This window comes from Corallococcus sp. RDP092CA, from assembly GCF_041903675.1.
GTDB lineage: Bacteria > Myxococcota > Myxococcia > Myxococcales > Myxococcaceae > Corallococcus.
This window is the reverse complement of the sequence record NZ_JAYESI010000040.1, coordinates 1-20937: the sequence shown is the minus strand read 5'-3', so window position 1 is coordinate 20937 and position 20937 is coordinate 1. Positions and strand designations below refer to the sequence as shown.

The following is a 20937-nucleotide window of genomic DNA, read 5'->3' as shown; positions in this document are numbered from 1 at the left end:
CATGTCCCGACTGCTCCGACTCCTCGTCGTCCTCGGGCCCCTCGCCGTGCCCGCCGCAGCGCTCGCCCAGCAGGACGTGGGCACCTACAACCGCGCGCTGGCCGCCTTCAACGCGGGCCAGCTCGACACCGCGGCCCCGCTCTTCGCGCAGCTGGCGGAAGGGGAGGACGCGGACCTGAAGGGCAAGGCCGAGTTCTACCTGGCGCAGACCTTCGCCAAGAAGGACCTGCCCGTCGCGGCCTTCATCTCCTACGCGGCCATCGTCAACGCCGGCCCCAAGCACCCCTCGTACCTCAAGGCCATCGAGGGGCTGGTGGACATGCAGCAGCGGCTGGATGAGCAGAACCTCATCCCCAGCATCCTCAACCAGGCCTACACCGACGAGGTGCGCGACCAGTGGGCCACGCTGCCCAAGGAGGTGCTCGCGCGCATCAACTACCTGGTCGGCACCGCCAGCCAGCGCCGCATGCGCTTCGAGGAGGCCCGCGCGCTGCTGGAGGCCGTGCCCGCGGACAGCCGCGTCTACGCGAAGGCCCGCTACCTGCTGGGCACGGTGCTCGCCGACCCGCGCTTCCCGGGCCGCCCCGGTGAAGGCGAGACGCTGGACCGGGAGGCCCTCGCCGCGTTCCAGGCCGTGCTGAACACGCAGGAGCCGCAGGTGGAGCTGCCGGAGACGCGCGAGCTGGCCCTCCTGGGCCTGGGCCGCGTGCACTACCGCCGCGGCGAGTACGCGGACGCGGTGAAGGCCTATGAAGGCGTGCCCCGCTACGCGCGCTTCTGGGACCAGGCCCTCTTCGAGAACGGCTTCGCCCGCTTCCAGAACGAGGACTTCGGCGGCGCGCTGGGCAGCCTCCAGGCGCTGCACGCGCCGCAGTTCGAGGGCGCCTTCCAGCCCGAGTCGTGGATCCTCAAGGCCACGGTCTATTACTACTCGTGCCTCTACGACGAGGTGAAGACGACGCTCGCCGCGTTCGACGAGCGCTACGGCCCCATGGCCAAGCAACTGGAGCCCTTCACCGGCGAGGACGTCGCGCCCATCAACGCCTTCAACCTGGTGTCCTCCGAGAACCGCCGCCTGCCGCGCGCGGTGTACCTGTGGATCCGCAACAACGAGCGCATCCGTGAAGTGATGCGGACGCTCACGCGCGTGGACCAGGAGAAGCGCGCCATCAGCGAGGGCCCGTGGCGCGGGACGCCGTTCGCCGCGCAGACGGTGGCGTCGCTGGAGGACATCCGCACCACGCTGCTCCAGGTGGGCGGCACGCTCGCCAAGAACCGCATCCAGGAGGCCGCGGACAACCTCCGCACCTTCTCCGACCAGGCGGAGATCATCCGCGTGCAGACCGCGCTGGATGAGAAGGACCTCTTCTCCGAGGGCGTGGACCAGAAGGCCCTGCTGTCCCGCCAGACGCTCTACCGCCCGAAGATGCCCGGCGCGGCGTGGAACTACTGGCGCTTCCAGGGCGAGTTCTGGATCGACGAGATCGGCTACTATCAGTACACGCTCAAGCGGGGCTGCCCTGCTCGCCAGGAGAAGTAGGCAAGTAGGAGCCGGGCGCACCTGCCCGCCGTGAGAAGCACCCAAGAGGCCCCGCCACCGTGCGTTTGTCACGGAGGACGGGGCCTCTTCGCTGGATGTTGAGTCCTGGAAGCTGGCTCGGACTGATCGCGTACGGCGGGGCACAAGGCACGTTCCGGGCCACTTCTCAATCTGGGAACCCGCGTCTACTTTCCGTCGTCCCTCCCAGCTGGGCAGATGTTTTCCCAGGCAGGCGAGGCGCGGTTCTCCAGGAGCTCGCATGAAGGTGGTTCTTCGGTTCGGTGCACTGGCGGTGGGCGTGGCGCTCGCGGCCGGTGGGGTGGGGGAGGCGGCGGAGGAGACGGCACCGCCGCGCAAGGTGGCGACGAAGAAGTCCTCCTCGAAGGCCGCGGCGAAGAAGGCCGAGGCCGCGAGCAAGAAGGGCAAGGAGGAGGCCAGGAAGGCGGAGCTGCCGCCCGGCGTCGCGCCCCAGGACATGCGCAAGGGCCCGGCGCGGGTGAAGCCCGCCACGGCCAAGTTCGCGGACATGCCGCGCATCGCGGACTCCAAGAGGGACGCGCTCGCGGACAAGAAGCGCGACGAGGCCATCGAGGGCTTCAAGCGCCTCATCCCCAAGCTGCAGGAGACCTCCACGCAGAAGGCGGAGATGCAGTACCGCCTGTCGGAGCTCTACTGGGAGAAGTCCAAGTACCTCTACCAGCTGGAGATGGAGAAGTTCCTCACGGCGGAGAAGGCCTACGACGCCGCCGTGGCGCGCGGGGAGAAGGCCACGCCGCCGGAGCAGGACCACCGCGAGTCCGAGCGCTACCGCGCGGAGACGATGCGCATCTACGAGGCCATCCTCGCCGAGTACCCGGACTACCCGGCCCGCGACGAGGTCCTCTTCTCCCTGGGCTACAACCTCTACGAGCTCAACCGCCGCGAGGACGCGGTGGCGCGCTACGAGGAGCTGATCCGCGACTTCCCGAAGTCGCAGTTCGTCCCGGACGCGTACATCCAGCTGGGCAACCACTACTTCGACAACAACAAGCTGCTGCCCGCGAAGGAGAACTACGAGAAGGCGCGCGACTCCGGCGTGCCGAAGATCTACGCCTACGCCACCTACAAGCTGTCCTGGTGTGACTTCAACGCGGGCGACCTGGACGCGGGCCTGAAGAAGCTGCACGAGGTGGTGGACTACGCGGGCCAGCGCGGCGCGGAGCTGGGCGACCTGCGCACGGAGGCCCTCAACGACCTCACCGTCTTCTACGTCCAGCTGGATCAGCCCAAGGAGGCGCTCGCCTACTTCAAGGAGAAGGCGCCGCCGAAGCGCCAGGGCCGGCTGCTCGCGAAGACGGCCGCGGGCCTGGTGGACGCGGGCCACTTCGACAGCGCCATCCTGGTGTACCGCACGCTCATCGACGACGCGCCCATGGGCGCGAACGCGCCGGAGTACCAGCAGGCGGTGGTGCGCGCGTATGAAGGCCTGCGCCAGCGCCAGCAGGTCCGCAAGGAGATGAAGCGGATGGTGGACCTCTACCGCCCGGGCGGCGAGTGGTGGACCGCCAACGCGGGCAACGCGGGCGTGCTGCGCAACGCCTTCAGCGTCACCGAGGAGGCCATGCGCGTGATGGTGACCGAGTACCACCAGGAGGCGCAGAAGACGCGCCAGGTGGAGACCTACCGGCTCGCGCGCGACATCTACAAGCAGTACGTGGACGCGTTCGCCTCCAGCGACAACCCGGAGTTCGTCGCGGACTCGGCCTTCAACATCCGCTTCTTCTACGCGGAGATCCTCTGGGCCCTGGAGGAGTGGGAGGCCGCCGCCGCCGAGTACGACGCCGTGGTGGCGTTCCAGATTCCGGACCGCGACTCCGCCAGGGAGGTCTCCAACGAGGCCTACCGCAAGTCCGCCGCGTACAACGCGGTGCTCGCCTACGACAAGCTGGTCAAGATCGAGCGCGGCCAGCTCTCCAAGAGCGACCTGAAGGACGGCCAGAAGGTCGACGAGAAGAAGGACAAGGGCGACGTCGCCAAGCAGAAGCTGGTGAAGCGCGACGCCAAGGAGCAGGCCGAGCAGCCGCTCACGAAGTTCGAGGACCGGCTGGTCGCCGCGTGCGACACGTACAACACGCTGTACCCGGGCAACCAGGATGAGATCGACCTGCGCTACCAGGCCGCGGTCATCCTCTACGACCGCGCGCACTTCGTGGACGCGGCCCGGCGCTTCGGGGAGATCATCGACAAGTTCCCGGAGGAGCGCCGCTCGCGCGACGCCGCGGACCTGACCATGTACGTGCTGGAGAGCCGCGAGGAGTGGCAGGAGCTCAACACGCTCTCGCGCAAGTTCCTCTCCAACAAGAAGCTGTCCAAGCCCGGCTCGGACTTCGCCCAGCGCGTGGCCCGCGTGGTGGAGGGCAGCCAGTACAAGTACGTGGACGAGGTCATCTACAAGAAGGAGAAGAACCCGGCCAAGGCCGCCGAGGAGTTCCTCTCCTTCGTGACGGAGTTCCCCAAGTCGGAGAACGCGGACCGCGCGCTCACCTACGCGATGGTCATCGCGCAGGAGGCGGGGGAGGTGGACAAGGGCATCACCGCCGGCGAGCGCGTCCTCAAGGAGTACCCGAACAGCAACTTCGAGCTGAAGACCCGCTACACGCTGTCCGGCCTCTACGAGAAGGTCGCCGAGTTCAAGAAGGCCGCCGCCATGTCCGAGTCCTTCGTGGCCGGGTACGACGCCGCGCTCAAGGCCCGCGAGACGCAGGCGAAGAAGGACAAGGAGAAGAAGGCCAGGCCCGCCGCCGTGGCGAAGAAGGACGACACGCCGGGCGCCGCGGAGGACGCGGAGTCCAAGCGCGCGCAGAAGGCCGCCGAGCGCAAGGCGCAGGTGGACGCCGCGGGCGAGTGGGTGGCGGACGCCCTCTTCAACGCGGGCGTCTGGTACGACGGCCTGGGCGAGTCCCAGAAGGCCGTCACCGCGTGGAACAACTACCTGACGCGCTTCAAGGACCGCAAGGACGTGCCGCAGGTGGCCTTCTCCATCGGCCTGGTGTGGGAGAAGGAGAAGAAGTGGAGCGACGCGGCCCGCGCCTTCAGCCGCTTCGTGGAGGACTACGGCCGCGACCCGCGCACCGCCGCGGGGCAGGGGTACCTGGCGCGCTACCACGAACTGCTCGCGTACCAGAAGATGAAGGACGTCCGTGGCCAGGAGAAGGCGCAGGACGAGCTGGTGCGCGGCTGGAACAAGCTCCCGGAGAGCGTGCGCAAGGACACCGCGGTGCTCAACGCCTACGGCCACGCGCGCTTCCTGGCGCTGGAGCCCACGTGGAAGCGCTTCTCGGAGATCAAGTTCACGCGCGTCTCCACCATCCGCCGCGACCTGACGAACAAGCAGCGCGAGATGCAGCGCGTGGAGAAGGAGTACGCGGCGGTGCTCGCCACGGGCTCCGGCGAGTGGGGCATCGCGGCGCTGACGCGCATCGGCCTCGCGTACGCGGACTTCGCGCGCAACATCATGGAATCGCCGGATCCGTCCGGTCTGGATGAAGAGCAGCTCAGCATGTACCGCGGCGAGCTGGAGAACCTGGCGCTGCCGCTGGAGGACAAGGCCGGCGAGGCCCTGGAGAAGGGCCTCCAGAAGGCCTACGAGCTGGGCATCTACAGCGAGTGGACGCTGGCCGCGCAGGAGCAGGTCAACCGCCTCCATCCGGGGGCCTACGCCCAGGTGCGGCCGGTGACGTACCGGGGCAGCAGTGATTCGCGCATCGCCTCGGGCGTGCTGAAGGACCTCAATGGCCCCGTCAGCGCCTCCGCGGAGCCCCAGCCCGCCGCGCCGGAGGTCGCGCCCGCGGAGAACACCCGGCCCGCCGCCTCGCCGGAGGGCACGGGCGCAGCGAAGCCCGAGCCCACCGCGTCGCTCGAGGGGGTGCGGCCGTGAAGACGAACCACAGCATCGACATGCGCAGCCAGTGGAAGGGGACGGGGATGGAAGGCTTTCGCACCAAGCGCTGGTTCCTGGCGGGGGCCTTCGCCTTCGCCTTCACCACGGCGTGCGCCACGGGCCCGAAGCCCGTCGCGATGAACGCGGTGGAGCAGCCCGCCGTCACCGTGCCCGCGCCGCCGCCTCCCGCCCCGGCGGAGAAGGCCGACGCCAACGGTCGGTTCGCGGAGGCCCTGAAGGCCTATGAGGCCGGGGACCTGGACGCCGCGCGCAAGGGCTTCGAGGACGTCGTCTCCCAGGAGCCGAAGGCGCTCAACGCCCGCTTCAACCTGGGCGTCATCGCGGAGAAGCAGGGCCGCCCCGCGGATGCCCGGGTGGCGTACGAGCAGGTGCTCGCGCTGGATCCGGCGCACACGCCGTCGGTGATGAACCTGGGGCTGATGCACCGGCACGAGGGACAGCTGGACGAGGCCATCTCGCTCTACACGAAGGCGCTCCAGACGCCGGGCCATGCGCACGACGAGCCGGTGCTCAACGCGCTGGCCGCGACGTACCGCCTGGCCGGCAGGCTGGACGAGGCGGAGGCCACCGGCCGGCGCGTGCTCGCGCGCAGCAAGGACAACGCGGAGGCGTACAAGACGCTCGCGCTGGTGGCGTACGACCGGGGCCAGTACCGGCTGGCGGAGCTGCTGATCATCAACGCGCGCAAGGTGGCGCAGGACGACCCGGCCATCTCCAACACGCTGGGGATGATCTACCTGAAGATGGAGGACCGTCCGCGCGCGCTCGCCCAGTTCCAGAAGGCCGTGTCGCTGGATGACACCTTCGCGCCCGGCCACCTCAACCTGGGCGCCCTGGCGCTGAGCTACCGCGACTACGCGGGCGCGGAGAGGGCCTTCACCAAGGCCCTGGCCCTGGAGCCTGACGGCCTGGAGGGCCAGCTGTACCTGGCGTACGCGCTGGACGGCCAGAAGGGCGTGGATCCGAAGAAGGGCGTCGCCGCGGGCGAGGCGTTCGAGAAGGTGCTCGCGCGCGCCGCGGACAAGCCGGAGGCGGTGTGCGGCGCGGGCTGGGCGTACGCGGCCGACCGCGCGGGCTTCGAGAAGGCCATCGCGTTCCTGGACCGCTGCAAGGAGCTGTCCTCCACGACGGAGCAGGACAAGCAGCTCATCACCGCCAAGGTGAACGGCCTCCAGAACATGCTCAAGAACCCGCCGCCCGCCGCCACGGCGGAGGCGGAGGGCGGGCCCAGGAAGGACGCGGAGGCCACCGGCGGCGCGGGCTCGTCCGTGATGAACCAGCTGCCCCAGGACCCCAGCGCGCCCGAGCAGGCCCCGGCGGAAGAGGGGGCGGCCGCGCCCGAGGCGGCGCCCGCCGACGGAGCGTCTGGCAATGGACAGACGGCTCCGACGCCTGCTCCAACGCCCTGAAGAAACAACAGTCGTCCCAGCGGGAAGGACGAGAACTTTCTTCCCGCCTTTAGCCGCCCGGGTGCAGGCGACCGGGCGGCTCCCTTAGAATCCAGGGGCTTGGAGTTGGTGCGAGCCCTGCATTGGAATTCGCGAAGCGGGCCTCTGGCGGAGACATCACATGAAGCGACTGCTGGCAGCGGTGGTGATGGTGGGGGGGCTGGGGGTGGCGGCTCCCGCCCTGGCGCAGGACGGCAAGGACTCGGTGAAGATCATCCAGGAGGAGGATCGCACCGTGTACCGCAAGAAGACGGTGATTGATTTCACGGACGTGGCGGTGGAGGGCGAGCTCACCAAGCCGGAGGGCTCCTACGTCCTCAACCGCAAGAAGACGGACTTCCAGAGCCTCATCAAGGTCCGGGAGAACTTCGACCCGGAGCTCCAGAAGTCCGCGGACAATCTCTAGACAGCACAGGTGGCGTTGAACGTTTTCGGGACGGGAAGGGAAGAAGGAAGAACTTCATGGCGGCGGCGAGAAAAAACGGATTGACGCTTCGGATCACCACCCCGGACGGCTCCATCCAGGAGACGGTTTCGGAGGCGGAGAGTGTCATCGTGGGGTCGGGCGCCCAGGCGGCGGTGAAGATTCAGGACCCGCGCGTGTCCAACCTCCACGTGATGCTGAAGGTGGACAACGATGGCTCCGTGACGGCCATCGACCTGGGCAGTGAAGGTGGCACCCAGGTGTCCGGGCAGAAGCTCATCATCCCCACGGCGCTCAAGCCCGGAGACGTGCTCACGGTGGGCACCTCGCGGGTGGAGGTGCTCTTCGGTGACGCGCCCCGGCCGGTGGCTCCGGCGGCGGCGGTGGCCCAGCCCGGCGCGTTCCAGCAGCGCCCGGTGATGCCGCCCCCGCCTCCCACGGCGCCCGCGACGCGCGCGGCGGCGGTGCCTCCCAACCTGCGGCAGGCGCCGCCTTCGCGGCCCGCGATGAACGCGGCGCCCTCTGCCAACGTGATGGGCACGGTGAGCACGCCGCGCTCCGCTCCGGCGGGCGCGATGGGCACCCAGGTGTCCACGAACGTGACGCCCACGCCGGTGTTCGGCCCGCCGCCTCCGGTGGCGGCGCGCAAGGCCACGCCACCCCCGGTGGCCGCGGCCCGCAAGCCGCGGCCTCCGCCGCACCTGCAGGAGCCGCTGCCCCCGGACGCGCGGCCCACGCCGGACGCGAAGGTGCTCCAGGTGTCCATGCTCTGGGGCGACCAGCTGCTGGAGGTCCAGCACTTCAAGGACGGCGCGCCGGTCACCATCGGCGAGGGCGCGAAGAACACCTTCACCGTGTACTCGCCGCAGGTGGGCAAGCGCCACGTGCTCGCGGTGAGCAGGGGCGACAAGCTGGAGGTGCGCGCCCCGGCGGGGTCCGGCGTGTTCGTCACCAACAACGGCGACGTGCGCACGAAGGACGCGCTGCGCGCCGCGGGCCAGCTCAACAACGCCGCGCCGGACCAGGAGCAGCTCTTCACCCTGGGCCTGCATGACCGGGCGGAGGTGTCGCTGGGCACGCTGGCGTTCGTGATGCGCTACGTGAAGCCGTCGCCGGCCATCCTGGCGACGTCGCTGGCGGACCGCGACTTCGGCTTCTTCAAGATCGCCGCCATCTGCATCCTCGCGGCGGCGGCGTTCGTCACCGCCATGCTGCTGACGCCGCACACGGAGCTGCGCTCCGCGGACGACGTCTTCGAGTCCCAGCAGCGCGTGGCCAAGTTCCTCATCGCCCCGGAGAAGAAGGTGGAGGCGAAGAAGCTCCAGCTCTCCGGCGTGGAGGAGGGGGCCAAGGCCAAGGACGAGGAGGGCAAGTTCGGCAAGCAGGAGGCGAAGCAGGAGGAGGCCGCGCCCTCCAAGCCGGGCACCCCGGTGGTGGACCGGTCCAAGAAGGAGAAGGACCGCCAGGTGGTGGGCAAGGTGGGCCTCCTGGGCGCGCTCAAGGGCATGAAGGGCGGCGCGTCGGACGTGTTCGGTCCGGGCGGCATCGGCACCGGCATCAACAACTCGCTGGGCGGCCTCAAGGGCGGCGCGGCCATGGGTGACGCGCACGGCGTGGGCGGCCTGGGTTCGCGCGGCACGGGCAACGGCGGCGGCGGCACGGCGCTGGGCATCGGCGGCCTGGGCACCCAGGGCAACGGCCGGGGCACGGGCGGCTCCGGCGGCATCGACCTGGGCGGCCGCGGCAAGTCCGTCACCAAGGTCATCCCCGGCAAGACGACGGTGATTGGCGGCCTGGACAAGGACGTCATCGCCAAGGTCATCCGGCGGCACCAGAATGAAATCAAGTACTGCTACGAGTCGGAGCTGAACAAGAACCCGTCGCTGGCCGGCAAGGTGGCGGTGGCCTTCACCATCGACCCGGCGGGCGCGGTGGCCGACGCCAGCGTCTCCGAGTCCACGCTGGGCAGCTCTCCCGCGGAGCAGTGCATGCTCTCCCGCATCCGCCGCTGGAAGTTCCCGGAGCCCAAGGGCGGCGGCGTGGTGAACGTGACGTACCCGTGGCTGTTCTCGCCCTCGGGTTCGGACGCGGCGGAGTAGCGCCCGGCCGCGATTCGTCGCCTGGAAGACCCAAGTGGCGTGGACGAAACGGTCCACGCCATTTTCATTTTTCCCCGCTGCCGTTTCGTGCGCGGCATCACTACTGTCCGAGCCACTGCCGCCCGGAGTGCGAGGGAGCGGGAGGACAACGTGACGGGAGGAGTCGTGAGGAAGTCGCTGCTGTTGGCCGCGCTCGCGCTGGCGACGCCGGCCCTGGGGGCCACGCCGCCGGAGGGCGTGCCGTTCGAGCCGCGCCGGGGGTTCTTCACCGAGACCGACGTCGGGGTGTTCTTCACGGTGGGCGGCGGGAACTCCTACTCCAACGCGCAGTCATACCTGCAGCTGGGCATCGGGTATGACCTGACGGAGCGCATCTCGCTGGGGGCCCACTTCGCCCTGGGCTCCAGCGCGCAGAACTGCTTCGCGGGCTACCTGCCGGACTCCAACGTCTGCGCGCTGTCGGACAACTTCACCGTGGCCTTCGGCGACCTGACGGCCGCGTACCACGTGGAGCTGGCCAACCGCTTCTACCTGACGCCCAAGGTGGCGGCGGGCTACACGCGGTTGGATCCCCGCCCGGTGGATCCGGACAAGGGCGACCCGGGCCAGGCCATCAGCGCCTTCAACGCGGGCCTGGGCGTGGGCGTGGAGTACGCGACGTCCTTCGACCACTTCTCCGTGGGCGCGGACCTGCTCGGCCGCTACATCATCGGGCCCGACATCATGTCGTTCGCGGTGTTCCCGCGCGTGAAGTACACGTTCTGAGACGGGCTGCGCCGCTCCCAGGCCCGCCACGTGCCGGGCGTATCCGGCGGGCGTGCGGCCCACGACGCGCCGGAGGTCGCGGATGAAGCGGGCCTGGTCGAAGTAGCCCAGCTCCAGCGCCAGCCGGGCCAGCTCCGGGGGCGGCGTCTCGCGCAGCCGCTCCGCGGCCTCGTGCCGGCGGTAGCGCTGGATGGCCCACTTGGGGCTCACGCCACCGCACGGCCCGGAAGTGCTCGACCCACGGGCGCGCGCCTCGTCCGCTTCGGCTTCTAGGTCCGGAACGAGCGAGGGGCCGCCACCCGGTGACATGGGTGACGGCCCCTGGAGGTCTCAGGCGCTCAGCGGAAGGACTACTCCGCCTCGGCGCGCTCCTCGCGCTTGCGGTCGCGCTCGGCGCGGTAGCGCTCGCCCACGGCCAGCGCCTTCTTGCGCATGCGCACGGACTTGGGCGTCACCTCGACGAGCTCGTCGTCGGCGATCCACTCCAGGGCCTTCTCCAGGCTCATCTCCTTGGGCGGCGTGAGGATGACGTTCTCGTCGCGGCCCGCGGCGCGGATGTTGGTGAGCTTCTTCTCGCGGCAGCAGTTGACGTTGAGCTCGGACGGGTGCGCGTGCTCGCCGATGATCATGCCCTCGTACACGGTGACGCCCGCGCCCACGAAGAGCTGGCCGCGCTCCTGGATGCTGAAGAGGGCGTAGGGCACCGTGTCGCCCAGGCGGTCGGAGACCATGGCGCCGTTGGCGCGCTTCGGGATGTGGCCGAACCACGGCTCGAAGCCGTCGAACTGGCTGCTCATGATGCCCTCACCGCGGGTGATGGTGAGGAACTCCGAGCGGAACCCGATGAGGCCGCGCGCGGGGATGCGGAACTGGAGGCGGGTGCGGCCCGAGCCCAGCTGCTGCATGTCCGTCATGCGGCCCTTGCGGGGCCCCAGGCGCTCCGTCACGACGCCCACGCTGTTCTCCGGCACGTCGCAGAAGAGCAGCTCCATGGGCTCGTGCGTCTGCCCGTCCACCACCTTGGTGATGGGCTCCGGGTTGGAGGCGGTCAGCTCGTAGCCCTCGCGGCGCATGTTCTCGATGATGACCGCCAGCGCCAGCTCGCCGCGGCCCACCACGCGGAACGCGTCCGGCGTCGCGGTGTCCTCCACGCGCACGGCCACGTTGCGGTACGCCTCGCGGTACAGGCGCTCGCGCAGGTTGCGGGAGGTGACGTACTTGCCCTCCTTGCCCGCCAGCGGCCCGTCGTTGACCTTGAAGATCATCATCATCGTGGGCTCGTCCACGGTGATGCGCGGCAGCGCCACCGGCTTCTCGAAGTCCGCGATGGTGTCGCCGATGGAGATCTCCTCGATGCCCGCGATGGAGACGATCTCTCCCGGGCCCGCGTCCGCGATCTCCGTGCGCTTGAGGCCGGAGAAGCCGAACAGCTTCACGACCTTGCCCTGCTGCACCTTGCCGCCCTCGCGGACGACGGACACGGGCATGTTCGGGGTGATGCGGCCCGCCTGCACGCGGCCCACCGCCAGACGGCCGACGTAGTCGTCGTAGTCCAGGTTGGCGACGAGCAGCTGGAGCGTCGTCTGGTCCTCCGGCGGCGCGGGCGGGGGCGGGATGTGGTTGATGATGGCGTCGTACAGCGGCTCCAGCGTCTTGCCCGGCACCTCCAGCGACGTGGAGGCCTGCCCCTGGCGCGCGATGGTGTAGAGGACCGGCATCTCCAACTGCTCCTCGTTCGCGCCCAGGTCGATGTAGAGCGAGTACACGAGGTCCAGCACGTCCTTGGCCCGGGCGTCCTGGCGGTCGATCTTGTTGATGACCAGCACCGTCTTCAGGCCCATGGACAGCGCCTTGCTGAGCACGAAGCGCGTCTGGGGCAGGGGGCCCTCCGCGGCGTCCACCAGCAGGATGACGCCATCGACCAGGCGCAGGCCGCGCTCCACCTCGCCGCCGAAGTCGGCGTGGCCCGGGGTGTCGATGATGTTGATCTGCTTCCCCTTGTAGGAGACGGCGGTGTTCTTCGCGAGGATGGTGATGCCCTTCTCGCGCTCGAGGTCGTTCGAGTCCATCACCCGTTCAGCGACGTGCTCGTTGGAGCGGAAGGTTCCCGCCTGGCGGAGCAGGTGGTCGACGAGGGTGGTCTTGCCGTGGTCGACGTGGGCGACAATGGCGACGTTGCGGATGTTTTCGCGAGAGATCATGCGGACCAACTGACTGAAAAAGGTGCGAGGAGACACGCCCGGAGCGGGGAATCTCAATCCCACCGGAACCGGGAAGGCCGGGGCTTATATGCCGGGGGCTTCCCACCTGCAACGAAGGCGGGTGTCCAGCAGGTAAACAATCAAGCCCCCGGTACCGGTCCTTATCCCACCTGGGGGGCGGGCGCCGCCGTCTCCACGCCCAGCCGCTCTCTCAGGAAGCGCTCCACCCGCAGCTCCACCAGGCCCGGGACTTCCAGTGGGGCGGTATGGGTGCCCTCGGGAATCATCAGGAGCTCGGAGGCCGGGATGCGCCCGGCCATCTTCCGGGACAGCCAGCCGGGGGTGAAGCGGTCCTTCTCCCCGGCGATGACCAGGGTGGGCACGTCCACGTGCTCCAGGTGGTCCTCGGCGGTGTGGTTGGCCAGCGAGTCCAGGGTCCGGACGAAGACGACGGGGTCCATGCGGGCCAGGTGGGTGAAGTAGGGAGCCAGGTCGTTGCGCGCGATGAGGTCCGGGTTCATCTCCAGGCGGATGGCCAGCTGCACCACCAGCTCCGTGGTGAGCGCCCCGTGCACGATGCGCGCGGTGTGGCGGGGGAAGCGCTCCACCGCGGCCCGCAGGGTGGGGAAGAGGCGCTTGAGCAGCGTGGAGTCGTGGAAGGTGTCCAGCGGCATGCCGTAGCTGCCGCACACCAGCACCAGCCCCTCCACGCGGCGGGAGTAGCGGCGGTGGAACTCCAGCGCCACCTGCACGCCCATGGAGTGGCCGAAGAGGACGGCCTTCTCCAGCCCCGCCGCGTCCATCACCCGCGCCAGGTCGTCGCAGGTGTACGCCATGCCGATGCGCGTGCGGTCCGTGGGGACGGTGCTCTTGCCGTGGCCCCGGTAGTGCCAGCGCAGCACCCGGTGGCGCCGGCCCAGGTAGGGCAGCAGGTACTTCCACGCGAAGCCGTCGCAGCCCAGGCCGTCGCACAGCACCATGCCCGGGGCGCCCTCCCCCCGCACCTGGTAGTAGAGGTCCGCGCCGTCCGGCACCCGCAGCGAGTCCTGCCGGAAGGAGACCGCCTGTCCGTGGGGCGCGCTCACGCCTCCGCCTCGTCCGTGTCCATCCCCTCCGGGATGCCCTTGTCCAGCCCGTAGCGGGAGATCTTGAGGAGCAGGTTGGAGCGGCTGATGCCCAGCTCGCGCGACAGCCGGCTCTTGTTGTAGCGGGTGCGCACCAGGCCCTGGTGGATCATCTCCTTCTCCAGGGACTCCACCGCCTCGTGCAGCTTGCCGTGCGCGCGGGGGGCGATGAACGGCCCGCCGCCGGGGACGACGGCGTCGCGGATGCGGCTGGACAGCAGCTCCGCGGGGATGACCTCCAGCTCGCCGCCCAGCACCAGGAGCCGCTCGATCTCGTTCTCCAGCTCGCGGATGTTCCCGGGCCACGCGTACGCGCCCAGGATGGCCAGGGCCTCCGGCGCCAGCCCCCGGGCGCGCTGGCCCTCGCGGTGGTGCTTGCGCAGGAAGTGGTCGATGAGGACGGGCAGGTCGTCCTTGCGCTCGCGCAGGGGCGGCAGCTGCAGGCGGATGACGTTGATGCGGTAGAAGAGGTCCTCGCGGAACTCGCCGCGCTTCACCAGCTCGCCCAGGTCCTTGTGGGTGGCGGCGATGACGCGCACGTCGACCTCGCGGGACTGGGTGCCGCCCACGGGCAGGAAGGTGCCCTCCTGGAGCACGCGCAGGAGCTTCACCTGGAGGGCGGGGGACATGTCGCCCACCTCGTCCAGGAAGAAGGTGCCCTGGTCCGCGACCTCGAAGAGGCCCTTCTTGTCCTTGAGCGCGCCGGTGAACGCGCCGCGGGTGTGGCCGAAGAGGGCGCTCTCCAGGAGGTTGTCGTTGAAGGCGGAGCAGTTCTGCACGACGAACGGCTTGTCCTTGCGCGGGCCGTTGTGGTGGATGGCGCGCGCCACCAGCTCCTTGCCCGTGCCGGACTCGCCGTTGATGAGGACGGTGGAGTCGGAGTGGGCCACCTTCTCCATCAGGCGGAAGACCTCGTTCATGGCCCCGGAGCGGCCGATGATCTTCTCGAAGCGGTAGCGGCTGGACAGCTCGGAGGCCATGGACTGGATGGTCTCCTCCTTGCGCGTGAGCTCCACCTCCTGGTTGGCGATCTCCGTCACCGCGAACTCCAGCAGGTCCGACAGCTTGCTCAGCTCAGAGCCGTCCAGCACCGGCACGCGCTCCGCCGCGCCCTCCAGCTCCGGCAGCGCCCCGGGCGCGATGTCGCGCATCTTGCCCAGGAGCACGTGCCCGTCCCCGGGCGTGAGCGGCTGCCGGGCGAAGCCCTCCACGAAGAGGAAGCCCTCGTACTCGTTGCGGATGTAGAGCGGCGCGCCCACGATGGACAGGCGCAGGTGGCAGTCGTGGAAGAGCGAGCGGCGCAGGTTCTTGGCGGCCTTGAACTTCTCATGCAGCACCCGCACCGACTGGGCACACCGCCGCATCCCCTCCCGCGCCCCCAGCGAGTGGCGGCAGAGGTCGTTGGGCGGCGGGATGAAGTCCCCGCGCTGCCAGTCGTGCACCACCCCGTTGCGATCCGCGAACGAAAGCTCCACCTGCCACCACTTGCGGATGACATCCCTCAACATGACAATGGTGTGCAGATTCTGATGCTTCTCGAAGTCCATCCCCGCGTCCCTCGGCCTGTTGCGGATCAGGACGACGGATCTACGGGGTTGTCCGAACTCAATCCAGCGGCACCTGTCCGACGACGGCGCTGTTCGCGTACCCTGGTTCCCTGTGAGCGCACCCCCACATACACACGGCAGGGCAGGGCAGGGTCATTCCCACGACCCCGAGCATGATTCCTCGCACCATGGGCATTCGCACGGCCATGGGCATGGTCACTCGCACGCTCCCCGGCGAGGGGGGATGGCGGAGGAGCGGCGCAAGGACCGCCGCCGGCTGCTGTTCGCGCTGGGGCTGACGGCGACCATCATGGTGGCGGAGGCGGTGGGCGGCTTCCTCACCAACTCGCTGGCGCTGCTCTCCGACGCCGGGCACATGCTGACGGACGTGTCGGCCATGGTGCTGAGCCTGCTGGCGCTGTGGTTCGCCGGGCGGCCCGCGGACCTGAAGAAGACCTACGGCTACTACCGGATGGAGATCTTGAGCGCGCTCCTCAACGGGGTGCTGCTGCTGGTCATCACCATCTTCATCCTGATGGAGGCCTGGCAGCGCGTGCGGACGCCAGCGCCGGTGGAGCTGGGGCCCATGGCGCTGGTGGCGGGCATCGGCCTCGTCGCGAACCTGGCGGCGCTGGGCTTCCTGCACCAGACGCACTCCATGAACGTGCGCGGCGCGTTCCTGCACGTGCTGGGGGACACGCTGTCGTCGGTGGGCGTGCTGGTGGGCGCGGGCGTGATGGCGTGGACGGGCTGGTACGTCGTGGACCCCATCATCTCCGTGGCCATCTCGATGATCATCGTCGTGGGCGCGCTGCGGCTGGTGAAGGACGCGGTGGACGTGCTCCTGGAGGCGGTGCCCGCGCACGTGGACCTGGAGCAGGTGCGCACGCTCATGGCGAAGGTGCCGGGCGTGCAGGCGGTGCACGACCTGCACGTGTGGACCATCTCCAGCGGGATGTACGCGCTGTCCGCGCACCTGGTGGTGGCGGACCCCATGGTCTGCAACAACGACGACATCCTGTCGGCGGTGAAGCACGACCTCTTCGACCGCTTCGGCATCGACCACACGACCATCCAGATCGAGAGCCAGTCCTACGCCCACCTGGGTGAGGTGCACTGACCTCCTTGCGAAAGGCGCGCGGGGCGGGGGATTCTCGCCGGCTCCTATGAGCGTGCTGGACAAGGTGTTGTCGCTGCGGCCGGGCAACGTGGTGGCGCGGGTGGGCCCGGGCTCCCGGGTGCCCCTGTTGGATCCACGGGAGCTGCTCGGGGCGCTGGAGTCCACGCCCATGGCGCTGCCGTGCCTGCCGGTGCTGTCCAAGGGGGCGCTGCCGGCCCTCTTGCGAGCGGCCCGCGCGGAGGACGCGGTGCTGGGCCTCTCCTGCCCGCACCCCCTGGCGGACCGGGGCGCGCCGGAGCGCTTCGTGCAGGCGGTGCACGCGGCGGCGCAGGAGGCCGGGCACACCCGGCCCCTGTTCCTCCAGGCCGGCCCGCTGCGCGTGACGTCCACGGACGCGGACGTGCTGGACGCGCTGAACGATGGGCTCTTCCGCGTGGTGGACGCGGGCTTCGCGCTGGTGTCGTTGGACCTGTCGCGCCTCACCTCCTACGAGGCGGTGGAGGCGGTGAACGCGCTGGTGGGCCCGCTCAAGGAGCGCGAGCTGTCGCTGGAGGTGTCCCCGCCCCAGGCGTCCTCGGGCGGGCTGGTGGACGCGTGCGCGACGCTGCTGGAGGGCCTGTCGCAGTGGCAGGTCCCGGTGCGCCTGCTGCGCGTGTCGGACGGACAGCTGGGTGAGGGGGAGCTGGACGTGGCGCTGCTGAGGCGCGTGGTGGAGACGGCCGCGGGGAAGGGCGCGGCGGTGGCGGTGGCGGACGCGTCCCTCGGGCCCGCGCGCGCGCTGTCCAGCTACGTGGCCGCGGGCGTGCGCAAGGTGGACCGGGCGGGCCCCTTCGGACCGCTGGCGCTGCGCGCGTGGCCTCCGGAGGTGCGCGAGCCGCTGGTGGCGCGGGCCCAGGCGGCGGGCATGGCGGCCGGGGAGCTGCTCTCCGTGCTGGAGGAGGGGCTGCCGCCGCTGACGCCGGCCGCCCGCGAGACGCTGGAGGCGCTGTCCTTCGCGGAGGCCACGGAGGCGCTGGGGGCGCTGGGGGCGCGGCGGTCGGCGTCGACGGCCATGGCGTTCCTCGCGAAGCCGGGCGGGGACCTGGGCTAGAAGGGCGCGCATGCGCATCGTGGCAGGCAGCGCGAAGGGCCGGGCCCTGACGGGGCCCAAGTCGTCGTCCGGACACATCCGCCCCACGGCGGACCGGGTCCGCGAGACCATCTTCAACATGCTGGGCCAGTTCCTGGACGGCCAGTCCGTGCTGGACCTGTACGCGGGGACCGGGGCCCTGGGGCTGGAGGCCCTGTCGCGGGGCGCGGGCCGGCTGGTGCTGGTGGATCAGGACCGCGAGGCCCTGGCCCTGTGCCGCAAGAACACGGACGCGCTGGGGTTCACCTCGCAGGTGTCCATCCTGGCGCAGCCCGTGGCCCGCGCGGTGGAGGCGCTGGGCAAGCAGGGGGCGAGGTTCGAGCTCGTCTTCGCGGATCCGCCCTACGCGGCGCGCGTCGTGGAGACGGTGCTGGAGGCGGTGGTGGCCGCGGGCGTGGTGGCGCCGGGGGGCTCGGTGGTCGTGGAGCACGACAAGCGGGAGGCGGCCCCGGGCGCCCACGCGGGGCTCGCCCGGGAGGACCAGCGCCGCTTCGGCGACACCCTGGTGAGCTTCTACCGGGCGCCGTGACGTCCGCTTGACCCGCCCCGTGGGCCCGTCGAGACTTCCGCGCACCCATGCCGGTTGCCATCTACCCTGGTTCGTTTGATCCGCTCACCAACGGGCACCTGAGCCTCATCCAGCGCAGCCTGAAGATGTTCGACCGGCTCATCGTCGCCATCGCGGTGAACCCGAAGAAGACGCCCCTCTTCAGCCAGGAGGAGCGCGTGGAGCTCATCCGCGAGGCGGTGAACGACCCCCGCGTGGAGGTGGACGCCTTCCACGGCCTGCTCGTGGACTATGTGCACCAGCGCAACGTGAGCGTGGTCATCCGCGGGCTGCGCGCGGTGTCGGACTTCGAATACGAGTTCCAACTGGCGAACATGAACCGCAAGCTGGCGCCGGACATCGACACCGTCTTCATGATGACGGGCGAGGACTACTTCTACATCTCGTCGCAGCTGGTCCGGGAGGTCGCCACCTTCGGAGGGAACGTGGAAGGGCTCGTCCCCCCGAACGTCTACGCGGGCCTGAAGAAGAAGTTCGGCCCGAAACCCTAGCGGCAACCGGGCGACCCCGCGCGCCCGTAGTGCTTGTCCGCCTCGGACGTTCCGCGCTAGGCAGGGCGCATGAAACTCGCACGCCGGCTGCAAGCCATCAAGCCCTCCGCCACCCTGGCCCTCAACGCGCGCGCCAAGGCGCTCGCCGCGAGTGGGAAGGACGTGGTGGTGCTCGCCGCCGGTGAGCCGGACTTCGACACGCCGGAGTTCGTGAAGCAGGCGGCCATCGAGGCGCTCCGCACGGGCTTCACCAAGTACACCGCCACCGCGGGCACGCCGGAGCTGCGCGAGGCCATCTGCCGCAAGCTGGAGAAGGACAACGGCCTGAAGTACGCGCCGGAGCAGGTGGTGGTGACGGCGGGCGGCAAGCAGTCGCTCTACAACTGCTTCCAGGCGCTGCTGGACGAGGGCGACGAGGTCATCGTCTTCGCGCCGTACTGGGTGAGCTACCCGGACATGGTGCACCTGGCGGGCGGCACGCCGGTCATCGTCCCCACGCGCGAGGAGGACGGCTACGCGCCGGACCCCGCGGCCATCCAGAAGGCGCTCACCCCGCGCACGCGCGCCCTCGTGCTCAACAGCCCGGCCAACCCCACGGGCGCGGTGTACTCGCGCGCCACGCTGGAGGCCATCGCGGACGCGGTGCGCGGCCACGACTGCCTGCTCGTCACGGACGACATGTACGAGAAGCTCCTCTATACGGGGCAGCCGTTCCTCAACATCGGCAACGTGGCGCCGGACCTGCTGCCCCGGCTGCTGGTGTCCAACGGCCTGTCCAAGTCCCACGCGATGACGGGCTGGCGGCTGGGCTACGCGGCGGGGCCCAGGGCGCTCATCTCCGGCATGCAGCTGGTGCAGGACCAGTCCACGTCCAACGCGTCCTCCATCACCCAGAAGGCGGCGCTGGCGGCGCTCACCGGCCCCACGGACACCATCACCTCGATGGTGAACGAGTACCGCGAGCGCCGTGACCTGTTCGTGGCGGGGCTCAACGCCATCCCGGGCATCCGCTGCCGGCTGCCGGAAGGCGCCTTCTACGCGATGGCGGACGTGCGCGCCCTGCTGGGCAAGACGTACAAGGGCAGGCCGCTGGCGGACTCGCTACAGCTCTCCGAGGCGCTGCTCAACGACTTCCTGGTGGCGGCGGTGCCGGGGGATCCGTTCGGTGCGCCGGGCTACATCCGCATGAGCTTCGTCACCTCGCGCGAGGTGCTCCAGAAGGGCCTGACGCGCCTGCGGGACTTTGTCGCGGCGCTGGGCTGACGGGCGGGACGCCCGCTCGCGCTGAAGAGGAGAGGCGGTCTGGGACGATGAATACCCAGGCCGCTTCTTCGTCTGGAGCGCTGTTGGACGCACCGCCGAGCCCGCCGAGGGCCAGGTGCGGAAGGCCTCGCGCCGGCCGGAGCGCGCTCACCTGGAAGAACCCACCCATGATGACCCTGAAGACGCGAGGCGGCGTGCTCTGCGCGCTCCTGATGGCGGTTGTGTTGTCCGCTTGCGGTTCCGACTCCGAGCCCTCCGAGGACCCGGGCAACAACGAGCCCCGCCCCGGGCGGGTGACGGGCGTCGTGCTGTCGGAGGAGGGTGACCCGCTCAAGGGCTTCGAGGTCACGCTCCTGGAGACCGACAAGACGGTCACCTCTGACGCGCAGGGCAAGTTCACCTTCGAGTCCCTCCCGCCGGGCACCTACACCCTCATGGCCTCGGGGCCGGGCTACGAGGTGGAGCAGCAGGAGGTCGAGGTGGAGGCGGGCATGACCATCGCCATGTCCTTCAACCTGAAGGCCATCCTCGTGCGCGTGTCCGGCAAGGTCCAACAGGCGGATGGGGCCGCGCTGGTCGGCGTCTACATCTCCATCCTGGACAAGGACACGGAGGAGGTCCTGGAGCGCGCCACCACGGATACAGCCGGGGCGTTCTCCGTGGACCTGGCGCCCGGCCTCTACACGATTGAAGCCGAGCGCGATGGCTACGCGACCTGGTCGGACTTCCTGAGCGTGGTCCAGGATCCGGAGCCCGTGACCATCACCCTGCAGCCGGTGCCGTAAGCGAGGCGGCGATGCGCCCGGTGGGAACACCGGGCGCCCGCGTCGTCGTCAGTCCGTGTACGCGAAGGCGTGCCAGGTGAGGTCCGGGTTGCCGCGGAAGAGGAAGATGGCCGCGTGTCCGGAGAGGTTGCCCACCGCGGCCCAGGTGTCCTTGAGCGCGCGCGGATCCAGCCCCAGGCGGGCGGGCGGCTTGCCGTACTTCTTCTCCATCTCCGCCATGGGCAGCACCTCGATGTCGTAGAGGGTGATCAGGTCCGTGCGCCGCGCGCGCAGCTGCTTCACCCACGCCTGCACCAGCTCGTCCGGCGTGTTGAAGCGCTTGTCCTCCAACTGGAACGGGTAGGACAGCTCCGCGGACGCGTTGCGCACGTCGCCGGTCAGCAGGCTCTGGAAGAGGAAGCGCGCCTCGTGGTGGATCATCGTCCGCGCGATGCCCTCGGGGGACAGGTCCTCTTCGCTGGGACGCGAGGCCTCGCGTCCCAGCGAAGAGGAC

At 69.9% G+C, this 20937-nt stretch carries 15 protein-coding genes and 2 pseudogenes; 12 read left to right on the top strand and 5 right to left on the bottom strand.

What is annotated here, in order from left to right; genetic code table 11:
• The first annotated feature begins 1 nt into the window (after nt 1).
• The 6 genes from U8525_RS30375 (at nt 2) to cglE (ending at nt 10216) form a co-directional block, all read left to right on the top strand.
• Nucleotides 2–1540 (top strand): tetratricopeptide repeat protein, encoded by a 1539-nt coding sequence (locus U8525_RS30375; protein WP_374270200.1) that lies wholly within the window; start codon nt 2–4, stop codon nt 1538–1540.
• Between the two features lie 259 nt (nt 1541–1799).
• On the top strand, nt 1800–5456 hold the full coding sequence (locus U8525_RS30370) for a tetratricopeptide repeat protein (RefSeq protein ID WP_374270199.1): 3657 nt from the start codon (nt 1800–1802) through the stop codon (nt 5454–5456).
• Nucleotides 5453–6889, top strand: a complete 1437-nt coding sequence (locus tag U8525_RS30365) for a tetratricopeptide repeat protein (protein ID WP_374270198.1) — start codon at nt 5453–5455, stop codon at nt 6887–6889. Before U8525_RS30370 ends, U8525_RS30365 begins: the two co-directional genes overlap by 4 nt.
• Nucleotides 6890–7049: 160 nt before the next feature.
• The gene (locus U8525_RS30360) at nt 7050–7334 is read left to right on the top strand and encodes a hypothetical protein (protein ID WP_374270197.1); all 285 of its coding nucleotides are present in this window, start codon (nt 7050–7052) and stop codon (nt 7332–7334) included.
• 56 nt (nt 7335–7390) lie between these two features.
• The gene (locus U8525_RS30355) at nt 7391–9451 is read left to right on the top strand and encodes a TonB family protein (protein WP_374270196.1); all 2061 of its coding nucleotides are present in this window, start codon (nt 7391–7393) and stop codon (nt 9449–9451) included.
• A gap of 165 nt (nt 9452–9616) precedes the next feature.
• Nucleotides 9617–10216: an adventurous gliding motility protein CglE gene (gene cglE / locus U8525_RS30350; protein ID WP_374270195.1), complete on the top strand. Its 600-nt coding sequence runs from the start codon at nt 9617–9619 to the stop codon at nt 10214–10216.
• A gap of 45 nt (nt 10217–10261) precedes the next feature.
• On the opposite strand, the pseudogene U8525_RS30345 reads toward cglE, so the two are convergent.
• The 4 genes and pseudogenes from U8525_RS30345 to U8525_RS30330 all read right to left on the bottom strand — a co-directional run.
• A pseudogene (locus U8525_RS30345) lies at nt 10262–10525 on the bottom strand (helix-turn-helix domain-containing protein); the annotation flags it as partial.
• Nucleotides 10526–10566: 41 nt separating this feature from the next.
• Nucleotides 10567–12417 carry a translational GTPase TypA gene (gene typA, locus U8525_RS30340; RefSeq protein WP_374270194.1) on the bottom strand — a complete coding sequence of 617 codons (1851 nt, stop codon included), beginning with the start codon at nt 12415–12417 and terminating at the stop codon, nt 10567–10569.
• 161 nt (nt 12418–12578) lie between these two features.
• Complete coding sequence (locus tag U8525_RS30335) at nt 12579–13502, bottom strand: alpha/beta fold hydrolase (RefSeq protein WP_374270193.1); 924 nt, start codon at nt 13500–13502, stop codon at nt 12579–12581.
• Complete coding sequence (locus U8525_RS30330) at nt 13499–15088, bottom strand: sigma 54-interacting transcriptional regulator (protein WP_374270192.1); 1590 nt, start codon at nt 15086–15088, stop codon at nt 13499–13501. Before U8525_RS30330 ends, U8525_RS30335 begins: the two co-directional genes overlap by 4 nt.
• 244 nt (nt 15089–15332) lie before the next feature.
• Here U8525_RS30330 and U8525_RS30325 point away from each other — a divergent pair, with 244 nt between their 5' ends.
• From U8525_RS30325 to U8525_RS30300, 6 genes are all read left to right on the top strand, one after another.
• On the top strand, nt 15333–16208 hold the full coding sequence (locus U8525_RS30325; protein WP_374270191.1) for a cation diffusion facilitator family transporter: 876 nt from the start codon (nt 15333–15335) through the stop codon (nt 16206–16208).
• Between the two features lie 46 nt (nt 16209–16254).
• Complete coding sequence (locus U8525_RS30320) at nt 16255–17298, top strand: hypothetical protein (RefSeq protein ID WP_374270190.1); 1044 nt, start codon at nt 16255–16257, stop codon at nt 17296–17298.
• A 10-nt stretch (nt 17299–17308) separates the two neighbouring features.
• Nucleotides 17309–17866: a 16S rRNA (guanine(966)-N(2))-methyltransferase RsmD gene (rsmD, locus tag U8525_RS30315; protein WP_374270189.1), complete on the top strand. Its 558-nt coding sequence runs from the start codon at nt 17309–17311 to the stop codon at nt 17864–17866.
• Between the two features lie 47 nt (nt 17867–17913).
• Nucleotides 17914–18396 carry a pantetheine-phosphate adenylyltransferase gene (gene coaD, locus U8525_RS30310; protein ID WP_374270188.1) on the top strand — a complete coding sequence of 161 codons (483 nt, stop codon included), beginning with the start codon at nt 17914–17916 and terminating at the stop codon, nt 18394–18396.
• Nucleotides 18397–18465: 69 nt separating this feature from the next.
• Complete coding sequence (locus U8525_RS30305) at nt 18466–19659, top strand: pyridoxal phosphate-dependent aminotransferase (protein WP_374270187.1); 1194 nt, start codon at nt 18466–18468, stop codon at nt 19657–19659.
• 167 nt (nt 19660–19826) lie between these two features.
• The gene (locus U8525_RS30300; RefSeq protein WP_374270186.1) at nt 19827–20444 is read left to right on the top strand and encodes a carboxypeptidase-like regulatory domain-containing protein; all 618 of its coding nucleotides are present in this window, start codon (nt 19827–19829) and stop codon (nt 20442–20444) included.
• A gap of 48 nt (nt 20445–20492) precedes the next feature.
• Here U8525_RS30300 and U8525_RS30295 read toward each other — a convergent pair.
• Nucleotides 20493–20937, bottom strand: a pseudogene (locus U8525_RS30295) (hypothetical protein); the annotation flags it as partial.

Coding starts and splice junctions, on each gene's coding strand:
- U8525_RS30370 (WP_374270199.1), top strand. CDS start 1,800: ATGAAGGTGGTTCTTCGGTTCGGTGCACTGGCGGTGGGCGTGGCGCTC.
- U8525_RS30300 (WP_374270186.1), top strand. CDS start 19,827: ATGATGACCCTGAAGACGCGAGGCGGCGTGCTCTGCGCGCTCCTGATG.
- U8525_RS30320 (WP_374270190.1), top strand. CDS start 16,255: ATGAGCGTGCTGGACAAGGTGTTGTCGCTGCGGCCGGGCAACGTGGTG.
- typA (WP_374270194.1), bottom strand. CDS start 12,417: ATGATCTCTCGCGAAAACATCCGCAACGTCGCCATTGTCGCCCACGTC.
- U8525_RS30355 (WP_374270196.1), top strand. CDS start 7,391: ATGGCGGCGGCGAGAAAAAACGGATTGACGCTTCGGATCACCACCCCG.
- rsmD (WP_374270189.1), top strand. CDS start 17,309: ATGCGCATCGTGGCAGGCAGCGCGAAGGGCCGGGCCCTGACGGGGCCC.
- U8525_RS30375 (WP_374270200.1), top strand. CDS start 2: ATGTCCCGACTGCTCCGACTCCTCGTCGTCCTCGGGCCCCTCGCCGTG.
- U8525_RS30325 (WP_374270191.1), top strand. CDS start 15,333: ATGGCGGAGGAGCGGCGCAAGGACCGCCGCCGGCTGCTGTTCGCGCTG.
- U8525_RS30330 (WP_374270192.1), bottom strand. CDS start 15,088: ATGGACTTCGAGAAGCATCAGAATCTGCACACCATTGTCATGTTGAGG.
- U8525_RS30360 (WP_374270197.1), top strand. CDS start 7,050: ATGAAGCGACTGCTGGCAGCGGTGGTGATGGTGGGGGGGCTGGGGGTG.
- coaD (WP_374270188.1), top strand. CDS start 17,914: ATGCCGGTTGCCATCTACCCTGGTTCGTTTGATCCGCTCACCAACGGG.
- U8525_RS30305 (WP_374270187.1), top strand. CDS start 18,466: ATGAAACTCGCACGCCGGCTGCAAGCCATCAAGCCCTCCGCCACCCTG.